The organism is Oleispirillum naphthae, from assembly GCA_027864655.1.
Classification (GTDB): Bacteria; Pseudomonadota; Alphaproteobacteria; order Rhodospirillales; family Rhodospirillaceae; genus Oleispirillum; species Oleispirillum naphthae.
The window spans coordinates 455,074-469,707 of sequence record JAQAZG010000001.1 but is presented as its reverse complement, the minus strand read 5'-3'; the positions used below and the strand labels follow the sequence as shown (position 1 = coordinate 469,707).

The 14,634-nt window shown below is 67.1% G+C and carries 13 protein-coding genes; 8 read left to right on the top strand and 5 right to left on the bottom strand.

Annotation, left to right across the window (positions count from 1 at the left end):
• Positions 1 to 1,780, bottom strand: a 1,780-nt coding sequence (locus O7R11_RS02195; RefSeq protein WP_337995832.1) for a methyl-accepting chemotaxis protein, incomplete at its 3' end; no start/stop codon positions are given.
• A gap of 475 nt (positions 1,781 to 2,255) precedes the next feature.
• Here O7R11_RS02195 and O7R11_RS02190 point away from each other — a divergent pair.
• From O7R11_RS02190 to O7R11_RS02180, 3 genes are all read left to right on the top strand, one after another.
• On the top strand, positions 2,256 to 2,726 hold the full coding sequence (locus O7R11_RS02190) for a helix-turn-helix domain-containing protein (RefSeq protein ID WP_337995831.1): 471 nt from the start codon (positions 2,256 to 2,258) through the stop codon (positions 2,724 to 2,726).
• A 102-nt stretch (positions 2,727 to 2,828) separates the two neighbouring features.
• Entirely contained in the window at positions 2,829 to 3,668 is an 840-nt protein-coding gene (gene rlmJ, locus O7R11_RS02185) for a 23S rRNA (adenine(2030)-N(6))-methyltransferase RlmJ (RefSeq protein ID WP_337995830.1), read from the top strand.
• Between the two features lie 240 nt (positions 3,669 to 3,908).
• Entirely contained in the window at positions 3,909 to 4,943 is a 1,035-nt protein-coding gene (locus O7R11_RS02180; protein ID WP_337995829.1) for a hypothetical protein, read from the top strand.
• 130 nt (positions 4,944 to 5,073) lie between these two features.
• Here O7R11_RS02180 and O7R11_RS02175 read toward each other — a convergent pair whose 3' ends face one another.
• Both O7R11_RS02175 and O7R11_RS02170 read right to left on the bottom strand, forming a co-directional pair.
• The gene (locus O7R11_RS02175; RefSeq protein WP_337995828.1) at positions 5,074 to 6,528 is read right to left on the bottom strand and encodes an aminoacyl-histidine dipeptidase; all 1,455 of its coding nucleotides are present in this window, start codon (positions 6,526 to 6,528) and stop codon (positions 5,074 to 5,076) included.
• 49 nt (positions 6,529 to 6,577) lie between these two features.
• Positions 6,578 to 7,492 (bottom strand): DMT family transporter, encoded by a 915-nt coding sequence (locus O7R11_RS02170; RefSeq protein ID WP_337995827.1) that lies wholly within the window; start codon positions 7,490 to 7,492, stop codon positions 6,578 to 6,580.
• A 162-nt stretch (positions 7,493 to 7,654) separates the two neighbouring features.
• Between O7R11_RS02170 and O7R11_RS02165 the strand changes: the two genes are divergently transcribed.
• The 5 genes from O7R11_RS02165 (at position 7,655) to O7R11_RS02145 (ending at position 11,315) form a co-directional block, all read left to right on the top strand.
• The gene (locus O7R11_RS02165) at positions 7,655 to 8,446 is read left to right on the top strand and encodes an ABC transporter ATP-binding protein (protein ID WP_337995826.1); all 792 of its coding nucleotides are present in this window, start codon (positions 7,655 to 7,657) and stop codon (positions 8,444 to 8,446) included.
• A 38-nt stretch (positions 8,447 to 8,484) separates the two neighbouring features.
• Positions 8,485 to 9,246, top strand: a complete 762-nt coding sequence (locus O7R11_RS02160; protein ID WP_337995825.1) for an ABC transporter substrate-binding protein — start codon at positions 8,485 to 8,487, stop codon at positions 9,244 to 9,246.
• 63 nt (positions 9,247 to 9,309) lie between these two features.
• Positions 9,310 to 10,002 (top strand): ABC transporter permease, encoded by a 693-nt coding sequence (locus O7R11_RS02155; protein ID WP_337995824.1) that lies wholly within the window; start codon positions 9,310 to 9,312, stop codon positions 10,000 to 10,002.
• A complete protein-coding gene (locus O7R11_RS02150; protein WP_337995823.1) occupies positions 10,002 to 10,703 on the top strand; it encodes an ABC transporter permease in 702 nt (233 codons plus the stop codon). The genes O7R11_RS02155 and O7R11_RS02150 overlap by 1 nt, the downstream gene beginning before the upstream one ends.
• 207 nt (positions 10,704 to 10,910) lie before the next feature.
• Complete coding sequence (locus tag O7R11_RS02145) at positions 10,911 to 11,315, top strand: GIY-YIG nuclease family protein (protein ID WP_337995822.1); 405 nt, start codon at positions 10,911 to 10,913, stop codon at positions 11,313 to 11,315.
• Positions 11,316 to 11,328: 13 nt separating this feature from the next.
• Here the strand turns inward: O7R11_RS02145 and O7R11_RS02140 are convergent, their stop codons facing one another.
• Both O7R11_RS02140 and O7R11_RS02135 read right to left on the bottom strand, forming a co-directional pair.
• Positions 11,329 to 13,131 carry a sigma-54 interaction domain-containing protein gene (locus O7R11_RS02140; protein ID WP_337995821.1) on the bottom strand — a complete coding sequence of 601 codons (1,803 nt, stop codon included), beginning with the start codon at positions 13,129 to 13,131 and terminating at the stop codon, positions 11,329 to 11,331.
• Positions 13,132 to 13,244: 113 nt separating this feature from the next.
• Entirely contained in the window at positions 13,245 to 14,588 is a 1,344-nt protein-coding gene (locus O7R11_RS02135) for a short-chain fatty acid transporter (protein ID WP_337995820.1), read from the bottom strand.
• Between the last annotated feature and the right edge of the window lie 46 nt (positions 14,589 to 14,634).

Below are 14,634 nucleotides of genomic sequence, written 5' to 3'. Positions count from 1 at the left end.
CTCGGCTTCGCCTCGGACCGTTGCCTTCGGCAACGTCCCTACGAACGCCTTCGGCGTTCTCCGTGCCCCGGACCCCGGGGGGGGGGGGGGGCCCGCCCCCCCCCACGCCGTTCAGGAAGTTCTCGACGACGGTCTTGAGGCTCACCGCCTCTCCCGCCAGGGACTGCGAGGCGGCGAGCATCTGCCGCGACGCGGCGCCGGTTTCGCCCGCCGCCTCGCTGACGCCGGAGATGTTGGAAGAGATCTCCTGGGTGCCGATCGCGGCCTGCTGCACGTTGCGCGCGATCTCCACCGCGGCGGCGGACTGTTCCTCCACCGCGGCGGCGATCGCCGCGGAGATCTCGCTGAGTTCGCCGATATCGGTGACGATCCGGGCGATCGCGGTGACCACGTTGCCGGTGGACTCCTGCACTGCGCCGATCTGGTTGCCGATCTCCTCGGTCGCCCGCGCCGTCTGGTTGGCGAGGTTCTTCACCTCGCCCGCGACCACGGCGAAGCCCTTGCCCGCCTCGCCGGCGCGCGCCGCCTCGATCGTGGCGTTGAGGGCGAGGAGGTTGGTCTGGCTGGCGATGTCGTTGATCAGGTTGACCACGGTGCCGATATGCGCCGAGTTTTCGGCCAGGGCCTTGACCACGTCGTTGGTGCGCCGCGCCTCGTCGGCGGCGTTCTGGGATATCCTGCTGGCGGTATCGACCTGACGGCCGATCTCGCCGATCGAGGCGGAAAGCTCCTCCGCCGCGGTCGCCACGGTCTGCACCGAGGCGGAGGCCTGTTCCGATGCCGCGGCCACCGTGCCGACCTGGCGGTTGGTCTGCTCGGCGGTGGCGGAGAGGTTCTGCGCCGTGGCGTCCAGCTCGGTGCACGCCCCGGTGACCACGCCGAGCACCTGCGACACCTGGGAGTCGAAGTCGCGGGTCAGGGTTTCGATCGTCGCGGCGCGGCTCATCTGGGCGGCGCGCGCCGCCTCCTGCTCGGCGGCGAGGCGGTCCGCCTCGATGGCGTTCCGCTTGAACACCTCGACCGCGGCGGACATCGCGCCGACCTCGTCGGTGCGGCCGCGCGCCGGAATTTCGATGCTCTTGTCGCCCGCGGCGAGGCGGCGCATCGCCTCGGTCATCGCCAGGATCGGCACGGCGATGCCGGACTTGAGCGTCAGCGCCGCGCCGACCGCCAGCGCCACCACCACGCCGAGGATGAGGATGGTGGCGGTGCGCGCGGTGTTTTCCACCTCCACGGCGGCGGCGGCGGATTGCTGCCCGGCTTCCGCGGTGAGCTTGCCCAGATCCTCGAACTCCTTGGACATGGCGAGGAAGTCGCTGCGCAGCTTGCCGTTCATCAGGGCGGCGGCCTCCGCGGGCTGGTGCGCGCGGGAGAGCGCCATCACCGGCGCGACGTCCTTGTCGTAGGCGGCGTAGCGCGCCTCGAACTGCGCGAGCAGCGCCTTGCCGCGCTCCGAGGTGAGAAGCGTGCCGTAACTCTTGCGTAATGCATCCAACGCCTTCAAATAATTGGTATGCTGGCCCTCGAAGGTTTTCATTTCGGCATCGTCGGTGGAGAGGACATGCATGTATTCCAGGGTCCGGCGGGCCGCCAGGAGGTAGCGAATTTCTCCGTTGACCTGAATCCCGGGCATACGGACTTGCGATAGCTCCGACGTCGCGGCGCTCATGCGGGACATCTGCTGCAAGGCGCTGCCGCCCATCGCCGCCACGAACGCCGTCAGCAAGGCGAACACCAGCAGCAATTTGCGTCCCAGTTTCAGGTTGTCGAACCATCGCATGACGTGTTGCTCCCTATTGCGTGTCGCGGAAAAAAAGCCGCCTCAAGGGAGAAACCAGGGAATGGCATAGTTCGAAGGTAGTACGCGCCAGACTGGAAAACCCTCGAGGAAAAACCTCTAAAAGGATTTGTGGCAATCGCCGAACGCCTCGTGCAGAGTGAATAATTCGTTGCCCGAGAGACAAAACAACCCTGTAGCTTTCCCTTGAGGGGGGAGAAGCCGTGGTCCCTGAGCCGACCGTTCGAGCCGTGAGACGTGGAAACTCCAAATCATACTCGAACGCCGTGCCGGGGCCGGAGGTCGCCATGTGCAGAAAAACGTTAAACGCGTTTTTCGTTAAACGCAATACACGAAATGCTGTCGTGTCCGTACTTCGCGTGCGCTGTATTTTTGCGCCGTCAGTGCCCTCGATTAAAAAATCGTATGACCGCGTATTTGCAACCGGAAAGGGTTGCGCGCTCGGGAGGATGATCCCATGGCCCGGCGCTTGAAGCCCAGAACCCCCTTTGCCGAGCGTCTGATCGCAGCGCGCGCTGGGATGACTCGTGCGGAACTGGCGACGCACCTGAACTGTCCCCTGACCACGGTGGCGGGGTGGGAGCGCGGCGTCAGCTTTCCGTCTTCCGACAATCTGGTGCGTCTGTCGGACCTGTTGCAGGTTTCCCTGGACTGGCTGATCGCCGGCCGCGGTTCGGCCGGGGACAGGGTTCTCGCCGTGCAGGCCGATCCCGACGAGGAGCTTCTGGAAACCATCTTCGAAAACCTGCAGATGCTCGCGGCGGAGGAGGACGTCTGCCTCGAGGACGGCCGCTGCATCCGCCTGATGGCGCGGCTCTACGGCGACCTGATGCGCGCCTTCACGGGCAAGGCGGAACGCCGCATCGGCCTGCGCGCCCTGTCGGCCCAGGTCCGGCGGGAACTGACGGACGGCAAAAACCTGCTCTGAGCCGAATCCGCGCGGAAATCCGCGTTGCCCGATCGTGCCCGTGGACAACCGGGGGAGAGCTTTGGCAGAGTGCCGGGGCCTCTCCACCGTTGGGCGCATGCGATGCTGAGCTATCTCCACCGCTATCACGCCGGAAACTTCGCCGACGTGCACAAACACCTGCTGCTCACCCGGGTTCTCCTGGCGCTCGGGCGCAAGGCGTCGCCCTATTGCGTCATCGACACCCACGCCGGGGAAGGCATTTATGATCTGGCGTCGGCGGAATCCCTCGCCGCGGGGGAGGCGGCCGAGGGCGTGGCGCGCTTCCGCGCGCTCCCCGGCGCGCCCGATGCGGCGGCGGCCTATGCCGCCCTGGCGGCCGATGCGGCGGCCTATCCCGGCTCGCCGGAGATCGCGCGCCGCCTGATGCGGCAGAACGACCGCCTGCTGGCGGTGGAACTGCACCCCCAGGCCTTCGCCGCGCTGAAGCGCGCGATGCGGGGCGATGCGCGCGTCCATCTGCACCGCCGCGATGCGCTGGAGGCTCTGGTGGCGCTCGTGCCGCCGCCGGAAAAGCGCGGCGTCGTGGTGATCGATCCGGCCTACGAGGTGAAGGACGAATACCGCAGCGTGCCCGCCGCGGTGGCCAAGGCGTTCGCGCGCTGGCGCGCCGGAGTGTTCCTGGTGTGGTATCCGTTGCTGCCGGAAGGGCGGCACGAGGCCCTGGTCGCGGCGCTGGCCGGGGCGGGCTTTCCCGAGCTTCTGATCAGCGAATGGCATCGCCGCGCGCCGGAGGGCGGGCGCGGCCTCTACGGCTCGGGCGTCGCCGTGGTCAATCCGCCGTGGAAGCTGAAGGAAGAGGCGGAGGAAATCGGCGCCTGGCTCGAAACCGCCGGATTCGGCGGACGCCCCGAGTTGCGCTTTTTCTCCTCCGCAGAGGTGAAGCCCCGGTCGTGGGAGTGACCGGGGCTTCTGGGCCTTTAGGGATGGTACGTCTGTGGGCCGACGGGAGATGAGGGGATGTCGAGGGGTGTCGAAACCACAAACCAGCCGGAAGAGAGTATCCCGTGAAGCCGGAGGTAAATCAGTGAAGCGCTTCACACAATCTGAGCGACATGCGATTTTGTGCGCGCGGCGACGGCTGGACAGGCATCCGGCGGCATGCTCTGATGCGGCTTTCCCGGCGTGAAGGAGAAGGCAGGAATGCGGCGCAGCGGCAAGATCGGTGTGGCGGTGGCGGCGCTCGGCGTGCTCGCCTTCGGCGGTTTCAAGGCGTTCGAGCACGTGGCGGAGGGCAAGGCGCGGGCGCGCCTCGATGCGCAGTTGGCGGACCTCGGCGTTGCCGAGTCCGTGCGCTACGGCGCGGTGACGGTCTCGCCGTTCTCGCGCGGCGTCACCGTGGCGGACCTCGCCTACAGCGAGGAAGGCACGGTGGTCTGGCGCATCGACCGGGTGGAGATGGCGGACCTCGCCGAGGATTCCCAGGGACTCCTGCGCGACGCCGTGGTCGGGGTGCGGGGCGTGCACCTCGCCTTCGCGCAGTGGAGCAAGGACTGCGCCGAGACCGGGGCTTCCTGCGGCTATGCCGCGGACGCCCAGGAGATGCTCGACAACGGCGTCGAGGAACTCCTCGTCGATCTCGACTTCGCCTATCACATGGACGATGCGGCGAAGCGCCTGCGCCTCGCGGGCGGGCTGACACTGCGCAACTACGTGGCCTTCTCCACCAAGCTGACGGTGGGCGGCCTTTCCGCGGCCACCCTGCGCGACGTCGGCGTCTGGGGACGCGACGCGCTGCAAAGCGGCGTGCCGCCGATGATCGCCGTCGCCCTGTTCGGCCAGACCGTGGGCAAAACCATCGAGAAGGTGGAACTCGGCGATTTCGGTTTCACCATGACCGATCTCGGCGGCGTGCGCCGCCATGCCGAAATCCACGCCAAGGACACCGGCGACAGCCGTCCGGTGGACGATATCGTGCGCGAACAGGTCACGGCGGTGCAGGCGGACATCCGCACCGGGACCCAGCCCTGGATGCCGCCGGAATTCACCGAAACCATGGCCAAGGCGCTGGAGCCCTTCGCCTATCAGGGCAAGCCGCTGCGCATCCGCACCACCGCCGCCGCGCCGCTCCTGCTGTTGCAGCGCGGCCCGGCCGGGCTACAGGCGGGCCCCGACCTCGCCGACCCCGCCCGCCTGTTCCAGGCCCTCGCGCCGAAGGTGGACAACGCACCGCTGTGAGCGGGGTATAAAATAAAAACTTTGCGGGGAGACTCGGTCTCCCCGCACCCCTCATAACGGGTTTTTCGCCGCGTGACGGTCTTATCGCGCTGCGCGAGGGGTCCAAGACCCCTCGCAAAGTTTTGGTTTTTCAAACCTCCGCCAGCGTGCCGGCGATCAGGTTCCAGAAGTTGGCGACGCTTTCGATGCCGACGCGTTCGTCCGGCGAGTGGGGTGCGCGGATATTGGGGCCGATCGAGGCCATCTGCCAGTTGGGATAGGCGGCGCCGAGGATGGCGCATTCCAGGCCCGCGTGCACCGTGGAGATTTCCGGCGGGTTGCCCTTCTGCGCCGCGTAGACGCGGGAGAGCAGGGAGAGGATCGGCGCGTCCGGGTCGGGCCGCCAGCCGGGGTAGGGCGCGCCCGGCGCGCAGCTGCCGCCCGCCAGGGCGAAGGCGTCGGCGATGCGGCCGCACAGCGCGTCGCGCGCCGCGTCCACGCTGCTGCGCACCATGCAGACGATGCGCACGCCGTCGTCCGCCGCGGCGATCACGCCGACGTTGCTGGAGGTTTCCGGCGTGCCGGGCAGGCTGTCGCTGAGGCGCGCAATGCCGTCCGGGCAGGCGTTGAGCGCGCGCAGGAAGGCCAGGGTTTCCGTGGCGGAAAAGGCCGGGGCGGGCTTGGCCGCGGCGATCGCGGCGGTCAGGCCGGGGTCGGCGGCGGCGATTTCGGCCGCGGCCTCCGCCTCGACGGCGGCGATGGCGGCCTTGGCCGCGGCGGCCTCGGCGGGGTCGAGCAGGATGGCGGCTTCCGCCTCGCGCGGGATGGCGTTGCGCGCCGAGCCGCCGGACATCGCGGCGAGGCGCAGCGACGGCGCGGCGTCCGCCGCGGCGCGCAGCATCCGCGCCAGCAGGCGGATGGCGTTGCCGTGGCCCTTGTGGATGTCGAGGCCGGAGTGCCCGCCCTTCAGCCCGCGGATGGCGACGGAGAGCGCCGCCGCCCCGGCGGGCGGAGCCTGCCGCGCCATCGGCAGGTGGATGGCGAGGTCGCGGCCGCCGGCGCAGCCGATGGTGATGCGGCTTTCGTCCTCGCTGTCGAGGTTGAGCAGAATCGAGCCTTTCAGCACGCCGGGGGCGACGGCGCGCGCGCCGTTGAGGCCGATCTCCTCCTCCACGGTGAAGAGGAATTCGAGCGGCCCGTGGGGCAGGGTTGCATCCTCCATCAGCGCCAGCATCGCGGCGGCGCCGATGCCGTTGTCGGCCCCCAGCGTGGTGCCGGTGGCGTAGACCCAATCGCCCTCCACCCGCGGGCGGATCGGGTCGGCGCGGAAGTCGTGCTGCGTCGCGGCGTTGGCCTGCGGCACCATGTCCACATGCGCCTGGAGGATCACCCCCGGGCGGCCTTCGCGGCCCGGCGTGGCGGGCTTGCGCACGATCAGGTTGCCCTTGACGTCGATCTCGGCGGAAAGGCCCTTGGCGGCGGCGCGGTCGCGCAGGTGCGCGATCACCGCGGCCTCGTGCCGCGAGGGATGCGGAATGGCGCAGATGTCGGCGAAGGCGGACCACAGGGCGGCGGGGGAAAGCGCGGCGAGCGGGGATGCGGACACGGGAGAACTCCACGAAGCGGGATGGGAAAGGTTCTATATGGAAGCGGATTTACGGCGCATCCAGAGGGCGGGGGCGTTTCAGCCGCCCGAGGGTCAGCGGCAACAGCTCCACCGCCAGCACGCCGCCGAGAATCAGCGCGCAGCCCTGGAGTTCCAGCGGGCTGAGGCGCTCTCCCAGGAGGATCGCGCCGGCGATGGCGGCGAACACCGTCTCGCCGCTGAGGATGATCGAGGCGTCGGCGGCGGGGGTGTGGCGCTGTCCCACCACCTGTAGGGTGAAGCCCACGCCCACCGACATCAGCCCGGAGAACGCCAGCATCGGCCAGGCGGCGACGGCCATGCCCCAGTGGAACGGCTCGCCGGTCAGGCCCCAGACGGTGCCGAGCGCGCCGCACACCGCGAACTGGACGCACGAGATGACGAAGGGCGCGCCGAGGCGCGCGGTCATCGCGCCGATCAGGAGGATGTGGCAGGCCCAGAACACGCTGCCCGCCAGCACCCAGGCGTCGCCTTCGCGCAGGGTGTCGAGCGCGCCGCCGGACATCAGGTAGGCCCCGGCGACGCAGGCGGCGGCGGCGGCCCAGATCGCCGGGTGCGGCGCGTGGCGCAGCACCAGGAAGCCGAGAATCGGCGTCAGCGGCACGTAGAGCGCGGTGAGGAACCCGGCGTTGGCCACCGAGGTTCCGGCGATGCCGATCTGCTGCAACAGCGCGGCGGAGAACAGCACGGAGCCGGTGAGAGCCAACCAGGGCAGGGCGGCGGGTTCGAGCCGCCAGCCGTTGCGGCGCTTCGCCCGCGCCTCGGCAAGCGCGAACGGCAGCACCGCCGCCGCGCCCATGAGGAAGCGCAGCCCGGTGAAGGTGATCGGTCCGATATGGCGCATCGCCATCTGCTGGATCGAGAAGGTGACGCCCCAGATCAGGGCGGCGGTGAGCAGCAGCAGGTTGGCGTACAGGCGGCGCATCGGGATGAACTTTCGCTTCGAACGGGACGAGGGAGTTTTATACCGCGTGTGGAAAACCGTTCAAGACGCGGTGGCGACGGAATTGTACCCTGCCAATAAAATGTTGTGGCGCGCCTCCGCGCGGCATAAGGTGCGCGAAAAGCCACGAGGATACCCCTGCCGATGAGTCCCAACCCGACCGTTGACGGCGTGCCGCTTCTGCAAGTCGAGAACATCCATAAACGCTTCGGCGGCAACGAAGTCCTGAAGGGGGTCTCGCTCAGCGCGCGCACCGGCGACGTGATCTCCATTCTCGGTTCCAGCGGCTCGGGCAAGAGCACCTTCCTGCGTTGCATCAACTATCTGGAAACTCCGGATAAGGGCCGCGTCATCCTCGGCGGCGAGGAGATTCACACCAAGACGGCCAAGGATGGCCGCGCCGTGCCCGCCGACCACCGGCAGTTGGCGCGGCTGCGCGCGCGCATCGGCTTCGTCTTCCAGTCGTTCAACCTGTGGCCGCACCTCACGGTGCTGGAGAACGTCATCGAGGCGCCGGTGCAGGTGGCGCGGAAACCGCGCAAGGAGGCGGCCGCCCGCGCCGAGGCGATGCTCGCCCGCGTCGGGCTTTCCGACCACATGGGGCACTATCCGGCGCACCTCTCCGGCGGCCAGCAGCAGCGCGCGGCGATCGCGCGGACCCTGGTGATGGATCCGGAGGTGATTCTCTTCGACGAACCGACATCGGCCCTGGACCCGGAACTGGTGGGCGAGGTGCTGCTGGTGATGCGCTCGTTGGCGGAAGAAGGACGCACCATGCTGATCGTCACCCACGAGATGGGCTTCGCCCGCGAGGTGTCGAACTGGGTGATGTTTCTGCATGAAGGCAAGGTGGAGGAACAGGGCCCGCCGGAAAAGATCTTCAACCGGGCGGAATCGGAGCGGGTCCGCCAGTTCATGTCCAGTCACGTGAGTTGAGACGCCGCTTTGGGCGAACAGGGAAGGAAGCAAGGAAAATGAACCTGACCAAGATGTGGGTGAAAATGGCGGTGGCCGCCCTTGCGGTGGTTGCGGTTTCCGCCTCCGGCGCGCGCGCCGCGGAGAAGCTGCGTATCGGTACGGAGGGCGCCTATCCGCCCTTCAACATGGTCGATTCCAAGGGCGAGTTGCAGGGCTTCGACGTCGATATCTCCAAGGCCCTGTGCGCCAAGATGAAGGCGCAGTGCACCTTCGTGAAGCAGGACTGGGACGGCATGATCCCGGCGCTCAACAAGCGCAAGTTCGACGCCGTCGTCGCCTCGATGTCGATCACCGAGGAGCGCAAGAAGGCGGTGGACTTCTCCGAGCGCTACTACACCAACAAGTTGCAGTTCATCGGCAAGAAGGGGGTTCCGCTCGACATCTCCGCCGACGGGCTGAAGGGCAAGACGGTGGGCGCGCAGCGCGCCACGATCAGCGGCCAGTGGCTGGAGAAGAACCGTCCCGGCGCCGACATCAAGCTCTACGACACCCAGGAGAACGCCTACCTCGACCTCGGCGCGGGCCGCCTCACCGCGATTCTCGCCGACGCCTTCGTCAATTACGAGTGGCTGAAGTCCGACGCGGGCAAGGACTACGAGTTCAAGGGCAAGCCGGTGTTCGACGGCGACCTCATCGGCATCGCGGTGCGCAAGGGAGACCCCCTGCGCGGCAAGCTGAATGCGGCGATCAAGGAGATCGTCGCGGACGGCACCTACGCGAAGATCAACGCCAAGTACTTCCCGTTTCCGATCTATTGATGCGTGAAGACCTCGGCGGGGCATGACCCCGCCGAGGCATTTTCATTCCGGATTTTTCGTTCGATGATGGATCTGCACGGCTTCGGCGCGCTCCTGATGACGGGGACCCTGGTGACCTTGCGGCTCACCCTCTCCGCGCTCAGCCTCGGCCTGGTGCTGGGGCTGCTCGGGGCCGCGGCGAAGCTTTCCGAATTTCCGGCGCTGCGCGTGCTCGGCAACGGCTATTCCACCCTGGTGCGCGGCCTGCCGGAGTTCCTGGTGGTGCTGACCTTCTACTTCGGCGCGACCGACGTGCTGATGGCCGTCGCCGCGCGTTTCGGCTACGACGAATACATCGAGGTGAGCGCCTTCGCCGCGGGCACCGCGGCGCTCGGCTTCATCTTCGGGGCCTACGCGTCGGAACTCTTCCGCGGCGCGATCATCGCCATTCCGCCCGGCCAGGCGGAGGCGGCGCGCGCGCTCGGGATGAACCGGCGGCAGACCTTCTTCCGCATCACCCTGCCGCAGGTCTGGCGGCTCGCCCTGCCGGGGCTGGGCAACCTGTTCATGATCTTGATGAAGGATACGGCGCTCGTCTCCGTGGTCGGCCTGGAGGAGTTGATGCGCGTCACCTCCTTCGCGGTGGGGCGGACCAAGGAGCCCTTCACCTTCTACCTCGTCGCCGCCCTGATCTACCTCTGCCTCACCTCCGCCGCCTCCCTCGGGCTGCGGCGTCTGGAAAAGCGCGCCGGACGCGGCGTGCGGGAGCTCGCCTGATGGACTGGGACGTCGTCCTTGGGATGCTGCCGCAGCTCGCTCTGGGCGCGGTGCTGACCCTCAAGCTCCTGGTGGTCTCCGGCGCCGCCGGGTTCTGCATCGCGGTGCCGATGTCGCTCGCCAAGGCGTCGCGCACCTGGTGGGTGAGCCTGTTGCCGCGCACCTACGTGTTCTTCTTCCGCGGCACGCCGCTCCTGGTGCAGCTGTTCCTGGTGTATTACGGCCTCGGCCAGTTCGTGACGGTGCGCGAAAGCTTCTTTTGGCCGGTGATCTACGACGCCTACTGGTGCGCCATCCTCACCTTCTCGATGCATACCGGCGCCTACATCACCGAAATTCTGCGCGGAGCGATCCAGGCGGTGCCGCCGGGCGAGATCGAGGCGGCGCGCGCCATCGGCATGACCCGCGCCCAGGTCTACCGCCGCATCGTGCTGCCGCGCGCCTTCCGCATGGCGCTGCCCGCCTACGGCAACGAGGTGATCCTGATGCTCAAGGCGAGCGCGCTCGCCAGCACCATCACCCTGCTCGACATCACCGGCGCGGCGCGCACCCTCTACGCCAAGAACTACCTGCCGGTGGAAACCTTCGTCACCGCCGGGGCGTTCTACCTCGTCATCACCTATACCCTCACCCACATGCTGTGGTTCCTCGAACGCCGCCTCCACCCCGAGCGCAAGGAGCCGGTGACCATCGTCGGGTGATGCCGAAATTTTCTGAAAACTAAAACGTTGCGAGGGGACTCGGTCCCCTCGCGCGCCCCCCAAGTTTTTCGCCGCACAGCGGCCATCAACCGTCACGCCGCGTGATGATTTTATCGCGCTACGCGCAAGAACCAAAGTTGCGGCGGTCGGCTTCGATCTCCGCAAAGTTTTTGCTTTCTCCCCCAGCCCTTCGGCTACGCTACGGCGATGAGCGATTTTCATCCGACTGCGGAGACCGTTCCCGCCGTTCCCGGCGCATATGTGCTGGCGGTGGCGCTCGACCGCGCAGCGGCGGGGCTGCCGCCCGGGCGGTATCTCTATTGCGGCAGCGCCAAGGGCCCCGGCGGGCTGAAGGCGCGGCTGGCCCGGCACATGCGCAAGGGCAAGGCGGTACGCTGGCATGTGGACCGCCTGACCGAGGCGGGGCGGGTGTTGGGCGCATGGGCGTTCCCCGGCGGCGACGAGTGCGCCCTGGCGCAGCGGCTGGCGGGGGCGGGCTTTCCGGTGCCGATTCCGGGGTTCGGCAGCAGCGACTGCCGGGTGTGCGAAAGCCACCTGCTCGCCTGGCCGGAAGGCGCGGGCTTGCCCTGGGAGGACGAATCATGGACCTGACGCGGTCCTGAGCCTAGGCGGGCTGCGGCGTGCCGCGCGATGTTCGGCGGAGCTGTTTGTAGATGGTGCTGCGGGCCACGCCGAGCCTGCGGGCGGCGTGGGAGACGTTGCCGTCGCATGCCGCGATGGCGTCTTCGATGGCCTTGCGTTGTATTTCCTGCAACGAGACCGGCGTTGCGAGAGCCGCTTCGGCCCTCGGGGAGGCATCGGGTTCCGCTGTGCCCGCCTTATGCGGCGCGTGATTCTGCCGCACGTGTTCCGGTTCGATCCGGTCCCGGCAGAGATGCACCGCCCGGGCGATGGTGTTGTCCAGTTCCCGGGCGTTGCCCGGCCACGGCCTGTTTTGCAGGACCGACAGAGCCTCCGGGCTGATTTCCAGGTTGGGTTTCATGAACCGCACCTTGTACTTTTCGAAGAAGTGCCGGGCCAGGAGGCCGATGTCTTCGGGCCGGGAGCGCAGGGACGGGATCTGGATGGTCAGCACGTTCAGCCGGTAGAACAAATCCGCCCGGAAGTTGCCGCGGCGCACCTCTTCGTGGAGGTCGCGGTTGGTCGCCGCGATGACCCGGATATCCACCGGCAGCGGTTCCGCGCCGCCGAGGCGGACCACCTCGCGGTTGTGGAGAACCCGCAGCAGCCGGGACTGCAGTTCCAGGGGCAGTTCGCCCAGTTCGTCGAGGAAGACGGTTCCGCCGTTCGCCAGTTCGAACTTGCCGGGACGGCCGCCGCGGACCGCTCCGGTGAAGGTTCCCTCCGCGTAACCGAAAAGCTCGCTTTCCACCAGGTCGCGCGGCATCGAGGCGCAGTCGATGACGACGAAAGGCGCGGCGTTGCGGCTGCTGGCCTGATGGATGGCGTGGGCGAACATTTCCTTGCCGGTGCCGCTTTCCCCGTGGAGGAGGACGGACAGATTGCCGGAGGCCGCCATGCGGGCGAGTTCCACCGCCGTGCTCATCGCCTCGCTGCGGAAGATGATGTCGTCGAAGGTGAAGCCGGCCTTGGTGCCGGACAGGCGGCTGACCAGTTGGTGCGCGTCCTTGATCTGCCGGAAATGGTCGAGGGCGGCGATGATTTTGCCCCGGTCGTCGAACATCGGCACGCAGGTCTTGAGAATGTGCACCGTGCCGTCGGCCAGCTTGATGAACTGTTCCTCGTCGATCAGGGGCTTGCCGGTCTGAAACACCCTGCGCACCTTGAGGTCCGAAAAGATGAACTCCGTCAGCTTGTGGCCGACGAGCTTCTTTTCGGTGGTGTGCAGAATCTTGGCCGCAGGCGGGTTTGCGTGGGTGACGGTGAGATCCGGCAGCAGGACGATGAAGCCGGACGACATGGAACTGACGATGCTCTCCGAGAAGCGGTCCCTGTCCCGCATTTCCTCCATCCATATGCGGTTGGACAGTTCCCTGCCGAGAGACGCCAGCACGGCCTGCGCCAGAACCGCGGTGGAGGGGGGCCAGTCCTTGCGCATCGGCGAGACGGCCATGAATCCCTTGCCCGTGGTCAGGCAAATCTTGCGGCACGAGGACAACGGCGCGCGCGAAAGCTTCGGGCCGTGCACGGCCAGAGGGATCGCCATGCAGCAGCCCCGCGAACAGAAGACGGGGGCCGGGCGGCTTCCCTCGGCCGCGATCAGCCTGCGCAGTTCGGCGAGGTGCGGAATCTTCCCCGGCGGGGAGGCCTGATCCGGAGCCTCCGGCGCGACGGTATGGAGGTCGAGAATCCGGCCGTCGTCATCCACCAGCGCCATGTGGAGGCCTGGCAGGACGCCGGGCGGCAACAGCTCCATGGTCAATTCTGCAAGGGTCGGGCAGGGCATCGTACTGGTCCGCCGGGATCTTGCGAAAGCGTCTGGATAACGGAGACGGCGAAAGCGAAGATACCGTCCGTTCCGGCGGATTGCCGGAACGGACGACCTATGGGGAAAGACTATCAGGGCAGAAAGATCTTAGGCAAGACATAGAAGCCGATGCTCATGAAGCCGAGCCAGAAGACGCACAGGAAAGCGCATATGCCCCAGGCCTCCTTCAGCTTCATGCCGACGAGGGCGAGCGCCGGAATGAGGTAGAGCGGCTGCAACAGGTTGGTCACCTCGTCACCGGCGACGAACGCGTTCATCACATACGGGATGTGCGCCCCGAGCTGTTGGGCGGCGTCGGTGAGAATGCCGCCCTGAACGATCCACTGGCCGCCCTGGGAGGGAATGAACAGGTTGAGCAGGGCCGCGCTGAGGAAGGACAGGGTGTAGAAGCTGTCGGCGCTGCCGACGGTGGCCAGCATGTTGGAGATCGCCTTGTCCAGGCCGGAGGCCGTCATCATGCCCATGATGCCGCCGTAGAAGGGGAACTGAATCATCACGTCGGTGGCGGACCGCATGCTGTCGCGGTATGCGCCGAGGAACTTGCTGGGAGAACTGTAGAGGAAACAGTTCAGGGTCAGGAACATGAAGATGACGAAGTTGAAGTTCAGGGACGGCAGGATGCCCTTCTGCAGGAAGGAGCGGACGATCAGGATCAGGCCGGTCAGTCCGATGATCCACATCAGCGCGCGGCTGCGGTTCATGAACCCGGCGATGGTCTGCTCCTTGTCTTCCTCGACGTCGGAGGCGCCGCTGGTGATGTCGCCCTGGTATTCGATCACCTCGTCCTGCGGCGGACGGGTGAAGATGCACAGCAGGAGGATGAGGAAGAAGGTGCCGAAGAACAGGATGGTGTTGACCGGGTTGTAGACGGAGACATCCTGCGTGATCACCCCGATCTTGCCTGCCAGGAAGTGCCCGGGGGAGGCGGAGAGGGCATAGATGCTGGCGCTCGGGCACCAGGTCTGGCCCAGGATCATCATGCTGTAGCCCGCCGCGATCATGAAGGGGAAGTGAAGCCCCTTGACGTTGCGCGAGAGGTACATCGCCAGGATCGGCGTGAGGATGGTGGAGAACGCCCAGTTGATCAGGGAGGATGCCACGCCGAAGACCAGCAGCACGACATAGGCCATGGCCGGGGTCTTGGCCATGCGGGCGACCGCGGCGAGGCCGCGGGCCACGGTCGGGGCCTTGGCGGCGGCGGCGCAGGTGACGACCATGAACGACATCTGGAAGGCGAAGGCGATCATGCTCCACAGGCCCTTGTACCAGCCGTCGATCAAGACCAAGGGGCCGCCGCCATGTACGGCGAGGCCGAGAGCGAAGGCGATCAAGGTTAAAATAATGCAGAAGACGAACGATTCCGGGATGATTCTATCTGCGGCGAACTGAAAGCGCTTGGAGAGACTCCACAACATGTCTGTTCCTCCTTTGACGTTAAAAAAACGGATGGACAGCCTGTCC

Bases quoted from the DNA above. Each gene is read 5' to 3' on its own strand.
- O7R11_RS02140 (WP_337995821.1), bottom strand. From the start codon at position 13,131: ATGCCCTGCCCGACCCTTGCAGAATTGACCATGGAGCTGTTGCCGCCC.
- rlmJ (WP_337995830.1), top strand. From the start codon at position 2,829: ATGCTGAGCTATCTCCACCGCTATCACGCCGGAAACTTCGCCGACGTG.
- O7R11_RS02155 (WP_337995824.1), top strand. From the start codon at position 9,310: ATGATGGATCTGCACGGCTTCGGCGCGCTCCTGATGACGGGGACCCTG.
- O7R11_RS02135 (WP_337995820.1), bottom strand. From the start codon at position 14,588: ATGTTGTGGAGTCTCTCCAAGCGCTTTCAGTTCGCCGCAGATAGAATC.
- O7R11_RS02190 (WP_337995831.1), top strand. From the start codon at position 2,256: ATGGCCCGGCGCTTGAAGCCCAGAACCCCCTTTGCCGAGCGTCTGATC.
- O7R11_RS02145 (WP_337995822.1), top strand. From the start codon at position 10,911: ATGAGCGATTTTCATCCGACTGCGGAGACCGTTCCCGCCGTTCCCGGC.
- O7R11_RS02180 (WP_337995829.1), top strand. From the start codon at position 3,909: ATGCGGCGCAGCGGCAAGATCGGTGTGGCGGTGGCGGCGCTCGGCGTG.
- O7R11_RS02160 (WP_337995825.1), top strand. From the start codon at position 8,485: ATGAACCTGACCAAGATGTGGGTGAAAATGGCGGTGGCCGCCCTTGCG.
- O7R11_RS02150 (WP_337995823.1), top strand. From the start codon at position 10,002: ATGGACTGGGACGTCGTCCTTGGGATGCTGCCGCAGCTCGCTCTGGGC.
- O7R11_RS02165 (WP_337995826.1), top strand. From the start codon at position 7,655: ATGAGTCCCAACCCGACCGTTGACGGCGTGCCGCTTCTGCAAGTCGAG.
- O7R11_RS02170 (WP_337995827.1), bottom strand. From the start codon at position 7,492: ATGCGCCGCCTGTACGCCAACCTGCTGCTGCTCACCGCCGCCCTGATC.